The sequence below is a fragment of the Brevibacillus antibioticus genome, from assembly GCF_005217615.1.
Lineage (GTDB): Bacteria > Bacillota > Bacilli > Brevibacillales > Brevibacillaceae > Brevibacillus > Brevibacillus antibioticus.
The window spans coordinates 3,614,007-3,630,200 of record NZ_SZNK01000001.1; the positions used below are offsets into that span (position 1 = coordinate 3,614,007).

The window sequence follows — 16,194 nt, forward strand, 5'->3', positions numbered from 1 at the left end:
TTCGAAGACAGGCTACTTCTTGTATCCATACACAGAATAATCCGCTCGCACTTTTCGAATCGCTAGCCAAACCGGCAATCCTCTCGCTACCCAACGCAGGGCGGACATAATGTTTTGTTCATTTTCAAACTGCTCGACAATGATGACGGTCTTTTCATTGATGTACGACTGTAGCTCCTCCCACCCCATTGCCGAATAGCGGTCATTTCCGTACGTTTTCAGCGCCAAAAAGTCTTCGCGTTTTGGGTCCTTCAGTTGAAGGAGATGTTGAATGGCTCTTGCGCATTCTGGGTTAATAGTGTTATTCATAGATGCCATGCCTCACTTTGGTACGGGATGACCTTTGTCCAGCACCTGATATTTTTTGCTTTCTTTCCTGACGATTTCAATTGCGATTTTGTTCTTATCTGGTATGCCTTTTATCGTGTAGTATGTACTGCCCGGGACGTAGAAGGGAGTATCGCCCTCTTTGAACTCCTCCCATTCGCCTATTCTGTTGACTACCCCAAGTCTGCTATCCAGATTGGTTTCAGTTAGCTCCTCTTCAATCGGAACGTAATAATATCCATCATGAACGAGGTATTCAAAAGATCTGTCTTCCGATTTTTCGAGCCAACTCGCATCTTTCGAGTCTAATGCTGTATTTTCCATAGTGGTAAGAATAGAAGTTACTTGCTGGGCTTTGATCGAGTCTTCGATTTGCGAGATACCCATGCCCGCACTGCCAATTCCAAGTGCGCTGAGAAACAGGATGACAAAAAGCCATTTTCGATTTTTCAATCTACCACCACCTTTGAATATGTAAAATAACCTTACTCCATATTATATGAATTGAGTAAGGTTTAGCTTTTTCAAATTAAAATATTACTATGTTACATAGACAGATACACAAAAAACAAACGAACTTTTCCGAATGATGAATACCAGCTAATCTTTAGTTTATTTAACTTCACTAACACCATACTAGTTTAGCCAGTACTGTTTTTTATGTAAGTGTAGTGGGTGTAAAATTGTCTATTGTATCTATTGATATATCAACGGCTTCTTGACGCTTACTTAGATGTTGATAATAAGCACTCAAATAATCACAAAGTACCGTTAATCCTAACATCAGAATAAAGAGCATGACAATAAGTATTTGGAATTTCTTAAACATAACTTTGTCATTATACAAATTAATTAGTTTTTTATGCCCGTCAAGTCCTATGAAAATTACTAAAGCAATGTACAAAACAACTTTAAAATAAATTGAAATTGGCAGGCTGTATATAATAGCTGCAAAAATAAAGATTGTTAAAGTGCTCAATAAAGCTACCATATTCATTTATCCCTCCATTTTCTTTATCATAAATAAAGCTTCCCAACATTGAGCCTGATGTATTAAATTGCCTTTATTATTATTTACCCCCTCTTGATACTTCCCTATTTCTTTGTCTTGCACTACATATTGCTGAAGTATCATTTGCCTCTGCTTAATATGCGACTGCAACGTATGAAGTAGCGTTTTTTTTGTTGAATGCATTTTGCACAACCACCTTTTTTCACTCGCACCCTCTTTCTTTTTTCCTGCCTTGGTTCGGACAACGACATTCGTTGCCAATCTACAATGTGCAAATCCAACTCTTGACTTAGCTTGACAACAGCTTCATCTTTTAGTCCTTTTTCCTTAACGAGTTCATGGAGTTGTACGCGCAATACTTCGATTTTCTGTTTGATTGAATGGATAGCGTAATCAGTTGCTACTTTTTTTACCATTTTACCCATCTCCAGAAATTTACTATTTATCTTTTACATGTTAAGTCTATCCCTTGTTACGTGTTTCTGGAAAATAAAGTAAAGTTAATACATTCGCCATTTTCGTACAAAATACGACATCAAGTCATTTGTCTCCCCAAAAAAAAAAGAACGCCTTTTTAGCGTTCGACAATTCCCATTTAACTTTTAGTTAATGTCCTGGGTCATCATGATATTGCTTTATTTTTCCTTTTGATAGAAAAAGCGCATAGTTATTTTGAATTATATTTTCAGGAACTGCGAAAAGAGAGTTAAATAATACCAATGAAAGAGCTGTGATTATCCCTATATATTTCCTCACTTGTCAACACTCCTTTGTATTCCCTTTATTTACTATATTATATACTTCCCCAAGTTTTTTGAGAACCTCCGGCTTCATTTCTTTCTCCTGGGTGAAGTAATGTATACAAATAGCTTCAGAACATTTTATTATATCTGCTGTTGCGTTAATTTTACTGAAAAAATACATAGCTTTAAGATATTTTTCGATCCCATCGTCAAATAATCCACTCTTAACAAGAAATGCCCCTTTGCATTTATAGTATTTCCCTAATTCAGAATACTTGTAGGGTGTAGTCGGTTGAATATGTAGATCTTCCTCCTCTTGTTCTATAATTTGTTGAATGGAATTTACATCATTTATTTTAAGCAATGCCTCTAGTAAGTCATTGACCCTGTTTAAACGGTTGTTGTCCGTTGCTTCTTCCAGACATTCTTTCAGCAATGGAATTGCTTTATCATACCTTTCAGATTTAGAAAGAATGATAGCCCGAAAATATTTTAATCGCTCAATAATAAAGGCATATCCTAATTTCTCATACCGGTCAAGATGTTCTTCTAATCCTATAAGATCACCCAATCGTGAGTAGGAATTACAGATAGCTAAAGCAACTCTCTCTTTTAACTCGTTCTGTGTAGTATCTTCTCTATGACCAATATTCCCGAGTTCTATGCATTGTTTGTATTTCTTTATATTATGAGCGTGGAGTGCCATTCGATAATAATATATAACCTTTTCTTCACGCGACAGAAATTGTGTGTAGTGCAGAATTTCTTCTCCGATCTTAAATGATTCTTCCAATGTCCCTAAATCCATTCGCTCAATCAAGTATTGTTGTAATAATCCTTTTGCCAAGTATTGCTGAACGCCACGGTATCTTGCGTATGAAATAATGGTCTTGTACAACGACAGTCTAGCCGTCTCATCTATTATGGAACCTGTCAGATCGAATAAGCGTTCTAGCGTAGTTTCAGTTTCTTCGCAGGGGGATTCGAGGAACTTGTCAGCAACTTTCGAAACTAACCGATTATCCGACATTGAAACTGCTTCTAAAAGTAGTTCTTGCAGTACATCAGGTCGCTTTTCTACTTCAATATATTGCTCCATAAGCTCCATAAGCGAGATTCCCAATATGTCGGCAATTGGTTTAATCGTTGTAAATTGCGGTCGTTTAGTCCGCTCTCTTTCAATCCTGGAAATCGCTGCCTTACTAATTCCAGCCTTCCTTGCTAGCTCTGAAAGTGTTATTCCTGCTTGTTCCCGGTAATTCTTTATTAGTTCTCCCAAAGTTGTACACGATCGCCCTTCTTCTTTAACCTTCATTCAGAATCACCCACTACCTTCTACATCTTTTTTCATATTTTCCAGATAAATCAATTTTATCACCAGACTTTATTTTTGAGAATATTTGATATGTCCATATTCTATGTAAATTGCTTTTTATTGGATCAAGTTCCAATTTCCTTATTTTCCTTTCAAAATAAAAAAGGCCATCATCACTTTGGTAGGATAACGACCTTTTGTGCTTCTGTTGATTCAGTTTTTCTGCTCTGGTCTTCGTCGTCCGTTGTCTCATGTCAGCAAAAGCGAAAATGCTTCTGTTGAGCTCTGGGTTTCTTTTGCCTTCACGAGCCAGCTTTTCCCGTTGCTTGCGTGCTACGCTTTTTGCCATTGTCTTTCACTCCTTTTTTACGTTGAATAACGTCCTTGGTGTTATCATAGAACGCTTCCTACATTGTTGCAACGAAAATAGTAAAATTGCCTACAACTCTTGTCCACTCCTTTTTCTCTCCCATGAATAGGATAGATTGACAGGAGGTGTTTAGACTCGATGAAAAACAAAAGAATCACCGCGAGACGCGTGGAAAACCAAGTGTATTCCAATCGCGTTCTGCGCTCTGAATTCGATCGCAACTGGCGTACGGTAATCTCCAGAAGTGGTTACGTTATTTATATTGCAACAGCGAATCGGGCAAAAGTCACTGTACTGCTCTCAGATGGATCTAGGAAATTGCTCATCTTCAGACAAGGTGGAAGAGTATTGGTTGGCGGTGGGGGTACCAGTCATTATAGCAAACCACACATTGCAAGGAATTTGTAAAATGTGGGAAGCGCCCTGCTCAGTATTACTTGTGGCAGGGCGCTTTTCATTGAAGGATCACTACCTCGTCTTAATAATCACCGTCATTTTTTGCTCCTTTTTTGTATCCTGAATACTGCCCATGATCTCCGCTCGTTTCCATCCCAAAAATGTATGGTCTTGTCCGTTATTCATCTTTATTTTCATTCCGTTTGGGATCATGAACAGCGTATTCCGTTTTTCAACTGCCGCAATGTCTTTCAAGTTTAATTCGAGAGGTTGTTTTTGAATATGGAGACTGTGTGGTTGAAAATAGAGTCTATCACTCGTAATCGTTAACCTCCCACTTACTACTTCGATCCCTCTGAATAGGCTGACGGCTATATTCTCTTTCACAATCGATTCGTTTCGCCTGAGTTCCATTGCTTCTTTTTCCCCTCTGACATACGATTCCTTTTTTCTCGAATTGGTAGGCACTTCATATTACCATAATTAGGAATTCCCCAAAATACTTAATCACGGAAAAGCGCCCTGCTCGTATGCCTGGAGACAGGGCGCTTCGTTTGTTTAAGAATACAGGTTAATAGGTAAACTTTTTGAGCATTACTTTCAGCTCTTCCGCCAATGACGACAAGGAGTGAGCGGAGGAAGAAATCTCTTGCATCGAGGCGAGCTGCTCCTCAGTAGAAGCTGCTACTTCCTCGGCCGTTTCGGCATTGCTTTTCGCGATGGTGACGAGCACATTGGCTGTCGCGGTTACTTCCTGAACAGCAGCCAAGATTTGCTGTGCGATCAAGGAAACCTCTGCGATATGTGGATTGGTCAGTCTGGTGCTTTCCATGATGCCTTCAAACTTGTGAATCGTCTCCTCCGAAACGTTCAATCCTGCTTCAACATCCAGTCTGACTTTTTCCATGTTGTCAACGGATTGCTTGGTTTCTTGTTGAATCTCAGTGATCAATTCAGAAATTTGCTTAGCCGACAATTGTGATTGCTCAGCCAACAGTCGCACCTCTGTAGCTACAACTGCAAAGCCTTTGCCATGCTCACCAGCCCGCGCCGCTTCAATCGCTGCATTCAATGCCAGCAAGTTCGTCTGCTGGGCAATCCCGCTAATGACATCCGAGATCGTGCCAATTTCTTTCGAACGATCATAGAGGGATTTGGTCATGCGATCAGACTGTTCTACCGATCCGTGAATCGACTTCATTTGACTCATGACCTGTGCGACAAAGTTGCCTCCTTCTTCCGCCTGAACCGTCGTTTGCTGAGCAGTATCCGACAACACATTGACACTCTCTACAATCCGTGTGACCCCTTCCGAAATGTCATGCAATGAGCGAACATTTTGGTCGATTCCGCTCGTTTGTTGTTCCGCGCTACCAGCTACCTCCTGAACAGCAGTCGTTACATGCTCGGTTGCAATGCTCGTCTGCTGTGCGCTCGCAGTCAATTGCTCCGAAGATGCTGCTACTTGCTCTGCTCTAGTCTCGACATCAGAAATGAGCGCCCGCAGGTTATCCTGCATCGTGTTAAACGCATGGCCGAGCTGGCCGATTTCATCAGTTGACCGTACTTGAATCGGGTCAGTCAAATTACCTTGGCTCACTCTGACCGCATGTACCTTCACTTCCTGGATGGAATGGAGAAGGGAACGCAGTACAGCTGCTACAATGAATCCTCCCAGCAGCAAGCAGATCGTAATCGTCCAAAACGTTTGCGCGAAAATCGGCTGTGTAGCATCCTCAACCTCTGACAAGTACATCGAACCGGCAATTTTCCAGCCAGTAGTCGGATTCGTCACATAGTATATCTGTTTCGGGATGCTTTGCTCCTCGTAATTGAATTGACCTGTTTCTCCTTGGTACAAGTTGTCGTAAAAACTATCTTGTGCCACTGTTCCTGCCTGATTTTCCGGGTGGACGACATACTTCCTATTGCTGTCCACTACAATGACATCTCCATCCGAACCGATGCTGACTGAGTTTGCCAGTTGTTTGATCTCTTCAATCCCAACTGTAATGCAGATAACCCCAGCGCCATCTTCTGTTGTTCTTGCTACCGCTACTAAAACCTCACCTGATACCGCCGAAATATATGGCTCCGTAACGACGACCGTCCCCTTGCTCTCCATCGCTCTCTTGTACCAGTCTCTCGTCCGCGGATCAAAACCTGCCTGTACTTCTTGCTTAGGAGCGCGGAAATACTGGCCGTCAGCCGTTCCCAAACTGATACTGGCCACATCCGCATGCATACCCATATACATATCTAAATGATGCAGGAATTCTTTTTGAACATTAGCTGATTTCACGCTAGGTGTGATATCTTTTGCCAAATAGTCAGCATCCTTCTTTTTGCCCTCAAACGTACTGCTGACGATGGAGTTGACCAAATCGACGTTTTCGTTGGCGCTATCCATGATTTGTTTGTCAATTTCTTGTTTCGCTTGATGATAAGCCAGGCTTCCAACGACAAGGGAAGGGACTAACAGAATCAAGAGAAATGTGATGATGAGTTTGGTTCGATAGCTTCGAAGCCAATTCCTAAGGTTAATTTTCACTTCATCTCATCTTCTTTCTAAGTTGTATTTGGATAAACTTTTCTTGTTGGTGAAGTCCTAATTTTTTTATATCGGTAACGAAGGAAGGTTAATGAAGTATAGAACTGTAATCGATAAAAAAAGCAGGAATTATACCACCCCTGAGGCCATAGAAAAAAAAAAAAACCGCCCTGCTCATGTATCATAGACAGGACGGTCGGTATTGGTTGACTATTTAGTAGCGAAATTTGTTGATCATCGCATTCAGCTCTTCTGCCAACGATGACAGAGATTGGGCAGACGCGGATACTTCTTGCATCGATGCGAGCTGCTCTTCTGTCGAAGCGGCTACTTCCTCTGCGGTTTCTGCATTGCCTTTTGCAATCATCGCCAACTCGTTCGCTGTCACCTTCACTTGCGAAACAGTTGCCACGATTTGTTGAGCAATCGATGAGACCTCCTCGATACGCGGATTCGTTTGTTTCGTGCTTGTCAAAATTTCCTCGAATTTATCAATGGTACCTTTGGAAATTCGCAAGCCTTCCGAAACATCGCGTCTGACTTTCTCCATGGTCTCAACGGATTCTTGCGTATCCCGTTGAATTTCTACGATGAGGTCGGAGATTTGCTTGGCCGATTCCTGCGATTGCTCTGCCAATAGCCTTACCTCCGTTGCTACGACCGCAAATCCTCTACCATGCTCGCCAGCCCGCGCGGCTTCGATCGCTGCATTTAATGCAAGCAGGTTGGTTTGCTGTGAAATTCCACTGATCACTTCAGAGAAAGCGACAATGTCTCTGGAGCGTTCAGAAAGGGAATAGACCATCTGATTGAGCTGTTCCACAGATGCGTGAATCGAGTTCATCTGGCCCATCACCTTCTGAACCGATTCGCCTCCTTCACCAGCGTGAATGGTTGTTTGCTCAGCAATATCCGTCAATCCATGTACACTCTCCACAATTTGCGCTACGCCGTCTGAAATATTTTGGAGTGAGTGGACATTCTGGTCAATTCCATACGTTTGCTTTTCTACGCCACCAGCAACTTCTTGCACGGCTGTGGCAACATGCTCAGTGGCGATGCTCGTCTGCTGTGCACTCGCGGTTAATTGCTCAGACGAAGCGGCCACTTGTTCTGCTCTTGTCTCTACATTTGAAATGAGTGTGCGCAGGTTGTCCTGCATCGTATTGAACGCGCGGCTCAGCTCACCAATCTCGTCATTGGAACGAACCTGGAGGGGCTCCGTCAGTATACCCTCACTCACTTTCACTGCATGTACCTTGACCTCTTTAAGGGATCGGATAATCGAGCGCAGTACAACCGTTACGATCAGCCCTCCTACAAGCAAGCAAATGGCGATTGTCGAATATGTAAAGGTGAAGATAGGCTGTACAGAGTTTTGTATCTCCGAACGATCCAGCTTCCCAGCAATTTTCCAGCCAGTCAGCTCATTCGTTGTGTAGTGCACTTCTTGTTCGTTGCCTTGCTCGTCGTAATTGAAGTTTCCCGATGCACCTTCATACAATTTTTCAAAATAACTTTCTTCAGCTACAGTGCCAGATTCTTTTTTTGGATGAACAACGAACTTCTTGTGGCTGTCCAAAATCATGACATACCCGTCGCTTCCGATACTGACCATATCCGCCAGACCTTTGATCTGCTCGACTCCCATCACAATGCCGACCACACCTGATCCATCATCCGTCGTTTTGGAAATGGTAACGAGGACTTTGCCTGATGCTGCTGAGACATACGGCTCCGTAATGACAGCCTTCCCCTTATTTTCCATCGCATTTTTGTACCATTCTCTCGTTCGCGGATCAAAACCTGCCTTTACCGCTACCTTCGGGGATTGATAATACTGTCCGTCCACCGTCCCCAAAGCAATGCCATTCGTATCCGCAAGCATTCCACTATAAATATCCAGATGTGGCATGACGAGCGCTGCACTGTCTTTAGTGGGATACATGCTTTTGTTAACGGTTTTGGCTAAAAACTCAATGGTGTCCAACTTGGGCTTAAAGGTACTCGTTACAATCGAATTGACCAGCTCTACATTTTCTTTGGCGCTGTTCAAGATCTCCTTTTCCATTTCTTGTTTCGCCTGACTGGAAGCCAGTGTTCCAACGACAATAGTAGGAACAAGCAGAATCAACAGGAAGGATGCAATTAACCTCGTTTTAAAGCTTCTACTCCAATTTATTAAGCGACCTCTCACTCATTCTCAACTACTTTCTAGGTTGTATTGGGGAAATTTTTACCTTGGCATAACCCAAAACTAATATCGGCTAGGAATGAATGATTATGTAGTGAAAGTTTTACGAATCAAGTATTTATCTATAAGTGACTTCAACCGCGTTTCATTTTCCCCAAGCGGATAAACTGTTCGTCACGTACACGCAGCGTTTCTGTGACAGCCGTATCCTTATACGAGTAAATACCTGCTCCGGTCTTAGTACCGAGATTGCCTTCCGTTACTCGTTCTTCAATGATAGCGGGTGCTTTTGCCGAGCCATCCAGCTCTGGCGCCAGGTTATCCATCACGCGTTTCCACGTATCGAGTCCGCCAAAATCTGCCGTCTCAATAGGCCCGACAAAAGCCCAACGAAAGCCAATTCCGTTCTTCATCACCGAATCGATCTGGGCTGCATCTGCCACACCTTCTGCGAGCAAATGAAAAGCTTCTCTCATCAAGGCTGTTTGCAGCCGATTTGCGATAAAGCCCGGCACGTCCTTTTTCAACAAAACCGGAGACTTCCCGATCTCTTCCATCAGCTGTATCGTCTTGTGAACCACTTCCTCCGCTGTCCTCTCGTGCCTGACTACCTCGACTAGTGGAACCAATTGAGCAGGATTGAAAAAATGTGTAATGATAAACCGTTGAGGTGTGGTTGTTTTTTCGATCAGTCGCGCAATCGAAAAGGTAGACGTATTGGAAGCAATAATCGCATCTGGCCTCGCGTAATGCTCCAGCTTTTCAAACAGCTCCCATTTTAGCTCGATGACTTCTGGTATTGCTTCTGTGATGATTTCTGCAGCAGATACTGCCGCTTGCAAATCCGTGGTCAGGACGATATGTTCGAGCGCCGCTACTCTAGACTGGTCTGCAATCACTCCCTCTGCTACCAGTAGAGAAAGACTGTGCTCGATGCTAGCTCTCGCTTTCAACAAAAACTCTTCTTGCAAGTCGTAAAGAGAAACACGAAATCCAGCCAATGCGAATAGCTGCGCGATTCCATGTCCCATAACACCTGATCCAATAACAGCCGCATGCTTTTCCATAGTGAGAACCTCCCAGGATGAATTAGGTTTACTAATAAAGCTTTCCACGATTAAATACCTAGTTCCTGCCAAATAAATTCCTACTACTTTTACCGAAATTCATTCCTATGGCGCTTGTTGGTAGGGACAAAGTTTTATACCATTAAAAATCGTTTAGTAAACCCAGTTATTGGACTAAACGTTCATATACGGAGGTACACATGAAACTACTGAATAAAGTCGTGGTCATCACAGGAGCTAGTCGAGGATTGGGCCTTGAGATGGCAAATGCTCTGGCAAAAGAAGGAGCGATCGTTTGGGCAACCTCTCGAACCGCGCCTCATCCGAACGAAATTGCACACGCTGAACCGGGAAGTGTGACGAATGTACAGCTAGACGTGACTGACGAGCAAAGTGTCCTTACCTTATTTGCGCAAGTACAAAGGTTATACGGACGTCTCGATGTCCTCGTTAACAATGCAGGCGTCGGCGTATTTAAGCCTGTTGAACAAACAAGCGTAGATGAATGGGAGAATGTTTTCCGCACCAATGTAACCGGACTCTTTCTTTGCAGCCGCGAAGGATACAAGGTAATGAAAGCACACGGAGGCCGTATCATCAATATATCTAGTGTCTCAGGTTATATTCCCATTGCGGAAAACGGCGTTTATGGTGCTTCGAAATTTGCCGTCCAAGGCTTTTCCCAAATTTGCAATGAAGAATGGAAAAACGACAATGTAAGAGTCTCTACCATTTTTCCCGGTGCCGTTCATACAAATATGACGGAAGGCCGGCATTTTTTTGATCCGAGTGCGATGCTCGTACCAAAAGATGTGGCAGATACCGTGTTAGATATCGCCTCCCGTCCCCTCCACGTTCGAATCGATGAAGTCAAAATCCTTCCTCCTAAAGGCGTTCTCTAAATGACAGATGAATAAGGAGAGTTCACAAATGCAGCAAGTAGCAATCATCACAGGAGCAGGCAATGGAATCGGGGCCGCAGCAGCAAAGCTTTTGGCTCAGCATGAGGTCCGTGTCGCTGTTCTTGATGTACTAGAGGAAAAGGCACGGTTAGTCGCCCAAGAAATGAATCAAGCAGGGGGTCAGGCCTTGGCCATTCGCTGTGATGTCGGTCAACGAGCGGAAGTTGAAGATGCCATCCAGCTAGTAGAATCGCATTTCGGAGATATCACCATCTTGGTCAACAATGCAGGAGTTGGCGGTCCATTCCACCGGGTGGACGAAGTCTCCGATGAAGAGTGGGATTGGATCATGAGTACCAACTTAAAGAGTGTATTCCTATTTTGTAGAAACCTGTTGCCCAAAATGAAAGAAAGAAACTACGGGCGGATCGTAAACATCGCATCCATTCAGGGCTTGCTAGGCTCCGCACATTCATCCACCTACGTCGCTTCAAAACACGGCATGATCGGCTATACGAAAACAATTGCTGCGGAATGGGGAGAGCACGGGATTACTTGCAATGCCATCTGTCCGGGGTATGTGGATACCGCGATGGGCGTACGTCCGGAGGATATTTCGGATTACATGAATCGGGTCATCGCCAAAAGCCCGGTGAAACGCGTAGCTCAACCGATGGAAATCGCCCAGATGATTTATCATCTCGTCGGACCACATAGCGGGTACATCAATGGAGCGAGCATCACCATGGACGGCGGGATTAGCAGTCACATCGGAATTACGGATCAGTTGTCCTAGTTCGGACACGTAGAAAAGGCCGCATGCTCGGTCAGTTTCCACCGGGCATGCGGCCTGTCTTTCCTCCATTCTTATAATCCAAATAAGTCATCCAAAAAACCAACGCAACTGTGAGGCCTACAGAAATCTTTTTACTTATTCCCAGGCTAACATCAAGATCGAAAAAACTGAATGCTAACAGTCCAAGAACAATAACCAATAGAATTTTTCTGATAATATCACCTCAAATCAATGTTCTCTTCATCATAATAATGGTAATTGCTTAAAAATATTGTAAAATAATGCGACGCAAAATGTAATGTCCAGGAAAGGGATATTCGCAATAATCTACAACGGCTTCTTAATTTGGATAATCTACCTTTTTATCCATTTCTTTTCTCAGCTTTGGTCTGATGTAGACTCCCCCGAACAAATGGACGAATTTAAACCGACTGCTTATATAGGCAAGGACACAGGAACATGCAATCGTAAGTATAAATAACATTACCATTCCTGAATCTCCTACTCTCAATCCTTTGAAGCGAAGCAATTGACTGATGATCAAAGGATGGATCAGGTAAATGAAAAAGGAATGGGTAGAGAACCAACAGACCGAGTGTAATACCTTCCTCGGCCAACCAGTCATGCTTGTTGACAACCTGTACATAAACACCCCGCTTACAACCGTGTACAACAAAGTGCTCGGCTTAGCTGAGGAGTCAAAAGTGTCCGTCCATTTACTATCGACCACCAATACGATCAGAGAGGCCAGCCATGGTACAAAAGTTTGCCAGAGCGTCAGCTTTCCGACAAATGCTGAGATTTCATTAAATCTCATTGCCACGAACATTCCCAAAACGAAGTAAAACACCCATACAGGAAAAAGAATAACATAAGGTACCTTGATGCTAGGGAGTACGATGAGTTGGTTGGCATGTAAATAAATTGCCATGTGCATGACCAAGGTCGATATAAACGAAACGGTTAGCGTCCAACTCGTCTTCGTCCGTAGAAGACTCCTCAAGAACGGATATATTAGATAGAGTTGGCACATGATCACCAAGAAATATAGGTGAACGTAAGCCGTACCTTTCACCATATGCTCCCCTAGCGTTGTTAAAAGAACCCAGGGTTCGGCTGATCCAAAATTATATCGCTGGGCATAGGTAAAGTAAAGGATGCTCCAGATCAAATACGGTAGTAAGATCTTATTAAACCGCCTTTTAAAAAACTCTCTTTTCCCTATACTCCCCCGGTCACTTAAGGCAAGACTTAACCCTGAAAGTAGAATAAACATTGGTACAGCGAAACGCGCTACCTGATTCCAAGCAAACGCCATAACACTAGTTTCTACATAACCCGCTGTTACATGGATTGAGATTACTGCAATAGCACTGATAGCCCTTAGATAATCAATCTCTTTAATTCTCGTGTGAATGCACCTTCTCTTTCTCTCTATGTTGTGGTATATCTGCAACAGTTTTCCATTAATGATAATACCATTCTTTTGTAAATATCGGAAAGTGTGGCTATTTTGCCCTGCCAAAAATAAACAAAAGACCAGTCTCTGCTTTTTACAGATACGGGTCATAGTTTTTCGAAGACATTCAATTTGTGCTTTCACTGTTCCACCTTTCAAACCCGTCTCCAAATCACTCAAGAAATTACATCAATCTGGTTTACTTATTCGTTTTGTTTTTTTCAGAAAAAGCGTATATTCCATTTGTTTCCTTATATTATAATTACAGTCGTGTATGACACTAGTCTAATTAATTGCGACGGAGGTCTTTTTGTGAAGAAAGCTATTAAAGGTACAATTGCAACAGCTCTCTTACTTAGCAGTCTATCTATTTGGGCTGGTGTTATGGCTTCAAATGATTCTGCTGAAACAAGCCATGTGATTAGTAAAGTTGAATCCAGCAAAGCTGGAGCTTTCGAACCTCACGGAAAAAGACCTGGAATTAAAAATGGGACGTTGCCTACTGATGAAAAGAATGTTAGTTATGGTTTCAGCGTTCCTAATGGTTTCGCTTATGGGAAAGTGTGGATAAAAAATAATGGAAAAGCTAAACTCACGTTTACAGTTAAAAATACGCACTTTGACGACATAGTGATGTCAGGATCAGTAAAAAAAGGGGAATCTAAATCATTTTATGTTGACCCTAATGAGGGATGGGGTGCTGATAATCATTTAATTGCATTTTCATCAGATGAAAATTTGGATGGTACCTTTTCTGTAATGTGTTTTGACAACGACAAGTTTGAGTAATAACAAAGCCGTACCCTCTTGAAATAGGGGGACGGCTTTGTTTATAAAATTACTTCGTTCACTCACGAGGTCCTCTAACGTTGATCCAATCGGCTGCCCAGTCACTCACCAACCTGAATCGTTTCCGTATAGAGTCGATTTCACGTACAACTCCCCACGCTTCCTCCAGTGTTCCGTTCCCCCCTTTCTTTAATTGTGATTTTTTTAAAAAGAAAGTCAATTCGTTGTGTAATGGATTATATCCCCATTAACTTGGAACTTTTTCCGTTTTTTTGCGTCATAAAGGTTAAATAGAATCCTAACGAGGTGACCACGCTGTGATAAAAAAAGGCATTGCACTTGGATTAATTCTCTCTCTTACTGGACTCCTTCCAATTTCATCACAAGCAACGAATGTTTCGAATCAACCTCAACAAGTAAGTCAGGATATTACTGCTGATAAAGTTAAGCAGTGGATCAGGGAACAAGGCAAGGAGAAGGAATACTATCTCCGTAATCTCACTTTCCAATTAAGTAATGTGGACAATGATTCAGAATTAGAAGTAATTGCTACGATTGAAGGCGGCGCTCATCTGGGTCACTTTTTTATTTTTGACAAACAATCAGCAGAACAATATAAGTTGGTCACTGAACAGCCGTGGCGAGTAGCTGATAGTGGATTTGATGAGTCTGTTCCTGATATCGGAGTGAAAGAACCTGTTGCTGAAATAGATGGTAAAGTGCTGTACCAAACAATAGTCGCTGATGGCGGGTCAGGCCTCTCTTCTCGTACAGCATATTTGTGGTATCTAGAAAACGGAAAATTTACTGTAGCTTGGAATGGAGAAATCAGACTTACATCTACTTTCCAAAATAACAATGTCGTAGAAATTGGAACTTACGATATAGACGAAGATAATTTGTTTTACTTTTCTAATTCCTACAAAATAAATACGGAGGATAAAAAAGCTCAACCCGAAATTAAACAGACAGCAGCTATATTCAAATTCAACGGACAAACTTTTAAAAGGTCAACGCTATTTCTTCCTTAAACTCTCTAAAATCCCAGTCGTCTTTTCCGATGTTTTCCAATGGTTCTCCATAATTGTATGCCATTTTACATTTGTCCTTTTTAATGCGATAAGCGACAGTGTTGGACCGGCCATTATCACTTTCACCTATCTAGGAAAAAAACAGGGGCAAAACGGAACAGCTTTACTTAAAAAATCGGAAATAATTTTTCATCCCCTGATTTTCTCAATAAACCGTGTCGTAATCTCCTGAATTCCCTCTTCTTTCGGGAGCTTAAGAAAACCAGCTAGGGAGTCAATTTCAGGTTGCATTTCTTCCAAAACCCTTATTAACGCTTCGTTATCCCCACTTTTTGCTCGGTCGACCATTAAACTGAATGTGTGATTACATAATTGTGTCGTGTCTTTAGACTCCGATTTTTGCATTGATTTACGCCTCTTTCCCCCATTTGTAAGCTTTCTCCGGCCTCTTTTGCTATGAAGCCTTCTAGGACGATCTTGCGGATAACGCAGCCGCTTTCTTTCTCGATAGTTCAAGTTCTAGGCAATGCGTCGCAAAATTGTACTGCATTCCTCTTTCGTCAAACGCTCACCTACTTTCTAAATTAGTTGAGTTTCACAACCACAAAACCCAAAAACAAGATCGTACGTTCGCTACTCAAACAAAAAATAAACGTGCCAGATCCACACTGGCACGTCCCGAATTATTCCTGTTTCTGCTTAATACATGAGGAATGTCCAAAACAAATGATAAGCCGAGTCGATAAAGGTTAAAAGCATTATAGTTTGATTTTCCCGGTTTCTTTCAGTAATTTAACTAAAAGAATAAGAGAATAAGTAATTATTATTAGCGTACTACCCAATCCCGTTAGGCTGCTATAAATTAACTCGTCTACTCTTGTTTCCAATTCTACTGATGATTCGAGGCTAATTAACCACCAACCAAATATAAAGATTTGAAGAAACGTATTGATGATCAGTATGGAGATTCTTCGTTGTAACGATAAGAAAACCATAAATAGTGCAAACAATACGCCAGAATACTTTATAAACCGAATAAACTCCCCTTTATATAGTACTACTGGAATATCTGCGCCCATAAGCAAATCAAGAAATAGTTGAATGCTACTTCCAATTAATAGCACAATGAATAGTAACCAATTAAGAAAAACTAGCATACTTCCCCTCCTTTAGGACTAAATCGTTGCTGTCTCTTAGTTAATTACAAATCATAATTTGGCCTTATTGGTAAAATAAAACTTA

17 protein-coding genes and 1 pseudogene are annotated in these 16,194 nt (G+C 42.1%); 5 read left to right on the forward strand and 13 right to left on the reverse strand.

Annotation, left to right across the window (positions count from 1 at the left end; translation table 11 throughout):
- Positions 1-12: 12 nt before the first annotated feature.
- The 6 genes and pseudogenes from E8L90_RS16920 to E8L90_RS16945 all read right to left on the reverse strand — a co-directional run.
- The gene (locus E8L90_RS16920) at positions 13-309 is read right to left on the reverse strand and encodes a hypothetical protein (RefSeq protein WP_244297268.1); all 297 of its coding nucleotides are present in this window, start codon (positions 307-309) and stop codon (positions 13-15) included.
- Positions 310-321: 12 nt separating this feature from the next.
- The gene (locus E8L90_RS16925; protein ID WP_137030462.1) at positions 322-780 is read right to left on the reverse strand and encodes a hypothetical protein; all 459 of its coding nucleotides are present in this window, start codon (positions 778-780) and stop codon (positions 322-324) included.
- A 205-nt stretch (positions 781-985) separates the two neighbouring features.
- A complete protein-coding gene (locus tag E8L90_RS16930) occupies positions 986-1,324 on the reverse strand; it encodes a hypothetical protein (protein WP_137030463.1) in 339 nt (112 codons plus the stop codon).
- A 134-nt stretch (positions 1,325-1,458) separates the two neighbouring features.
- Positions 1,459-1,755, reverse strand: a complete 297-nt coding sequence (locus E8L90_RS16935) for an aspartyl-phosphate phosphatase Spo0E family protein (RefSeq protein WP_137030464.1) — start codon at positions 1,753-1,755, stop codon at positions 1,459-1,461.
- A gap of 343 nt (positions 1,756-2,098) precedes the next feature.
- Entirely contained in the window at positions 2,099-3,397 is a 1,299-nt protein-coding gene (locus E8L90_RS16940; protein WP_137030465.1) for a helix-turn-helix domain-containing protein, read from the reverse strand.
- Positions 3,398-3,542: 145 nt separating this feature from the next.
- Positions 3,543-3,746 (reverse strand): annotated as a pseudogene (locus E8L90_RS16945) (hypothetical protein); the annotation flags it as partial.
- Between the two features lie 159 nt (positions 3,747-3,905).
- On the opposite strand from E8L90_RS16945, the gene E8L90_RS16950 reads away from it, so the two are divergent.
- Positions 3,906-4,175: a hypothetical protein gene (locus tag E8L90_RS16950; RefSeq protein WP_064201727.1), complete on the forward strand. Its 270-nt coding sequence runs from the start codon at positions 3,906-3,908 to the stop codon at positions 4,173-4,175.
- A 60-nt stretch (positions 4,176-4,235) separates the two neighbouring features.
- Here the strand turns inward: E8L90_RS16950 and E8L90_RS16955 are convergent, their stop codons facing one another.
- The 4 genes from E8L90_RS16955 to E8L90_RS16970 all read right to left on the reverse strand — a co-directional run bounded on the left by E8L90_RS16955 (position 4,236) and on the right by E8L90_RS16970 (position 9,975).
- Positions 4,236-4,577 carry a GRAM domain-containing protein gene (locus E8L90_RS16955; protein ID WP_137030466.1) on the reverse strand — a complete coding sequence of 114 codons (342 nt, stop codon included), beginning with the start codon at positions 4,575-4,577 and terminating at the stop codon, positions 4,236-4,238.
- A gap of 157 nt (positions 4,578-4,734) precedes the next feature.
- Positions 4,735-6,714, reverse strand: coding sequence for a methyl-accepting chemotaxis protein (locus E8L90_RS16960; protein ID WP_137030467.1), 1,980 nt, complete (start codon positions 6,712-6,714; stop codon positions 4,735-4,737).
- A gap of 214 nt (positions 6,715-6,928) precedes the next feature.
- On the reverse strand, positions 6,929-8,911 hold the full coding sequence (locus E8L90_RS16965) for a methyl-accepting chemotaxis protein (RefSeq protein WP_137030468.1): 1,983 nt from the start codon (positions 8,909-8,911) through the stop codon (positions 6,929-6,931).
- A 131-nt stretch (positions 8,912-9,042) separates the two neighbouring features.
- On the reverse strand, positions 9,043-9,975 hold the full coding sequence (locus E8L90_RS16970; protein ID WP_137030469.1) for a 3-hydroxyacyl-CoA dehydrogenase family protein: 933 nt from the start codon (positions 9,973-9,975) through the stop codon (positions 9,043-9,045).
- A 200-nt stretch (positions 9,976-10,175) separates the two neighbouring features.
- Between E8L90_RS16970 and E8L90_RS16975 the strand changes: the two genes are divergently transcribed.
- Both E8L90_RS16975 and E8L90_RS16980 read left to right on the forward strand, forming a co-directional pair.
- Complete coding sequence (locus E8L90_RS16975; protein WP_137030470.1) at positions 10,176-10,877, forward strand: SDR family oxidoreductase; 702 nt, start codon at positions 10,176-10,178, stop codon at positions 10,875-10,877.
- A gap of 28 nt (positions 10,878-10,905) precedes the next feature.
- On the forward strand, positions 10,906-11,673 hold the full coding sequence (locus tag E8L90_RS16980; protein WP_137030471.1) for an SDR family NAD(P)-dependent oxidoreductase: 768 nt from the start codon (positions 10,906-10,908) through the stop codon (positions 11,671-11,673).
- Between the two features lie 340 nt (positions 11,674-12,013).
- Here E8L90_RS16980 and E8L90_RS31405 read toward each other — a convergent pair whose 3' ends face one another.
- Positions 12,014-13,243, reverse strand: coding sequence for an acyltransferase (locus E8L90_RS31405; RefSeq protein WP_425267132.1), 1,230 nt, complete (start codon positions 13,241-13,243; stop codon positions 12,014-12,016).
- Between the two features lie 201 nt (positions 13,244-13,444).
- Here E8L90_RS31405 and E8L90_RS16990 point away from each other — a divergent pair, with 201 nt between their 5' ends.
- The gene (locus E8L90_RS16990) at positions 13,445-13,921 is read left to right on the forward strand and encodes a hypothetical protein (RefSeq protein WP_137030473.1); all 477 of its coding nucleotides are present in this window, start codon (positions 13,445-13,447) and stop codon (positions 13,919-13,921) included.
- A 317-nt stretch (positions 13,922-14,238) separates the two neighbouring features.
- On the forward strand, positions 14,239-14,952 hold the full coding sequence (locus E8L90_RS16995) for a hypothetical protein (RefSeq protein ID WP_137030474.1): 714 nt from the start codon (positions 14,239-14,241) through the stop codon (positions 14,950-14,952).
- A 189-nt stretch (positions 14,953-15,141) separates the two neighbouring features.
- On the opposite strand, the gene E8L90_RS17000 is transcribed toward E8L90_RS16995, so the two are convergent.
- Both E8L90_RS17000 and E8L90_RS17005 read right to left on the reverse strand, forming a co-directional pair.
- On the reverse strand, positions 15,142-15,357 hold the full coding sequence (locus E8L90_RS17000; protein WP_137030475.1) for a hypothetical protein: 216 nt from the start codon (positions 15,355-15,357) through the stop codon (positions 15,142-15,144).
- Positions 15,358-15,710: 353 nt separating this feature from the next.
- Positions 15,711-16,109: a hypothetical protein gene (locus E8L90_RS17005; protein ID WP_137030476.1), complete on the reverse strand. Its 399-nt coding sequence runs from the start codon at positions 16,107-16,109 to the stop codon at positions 15,711-15,713.
- Positions 16,110-16,194 lie beyond the last annotated feature (85 nt).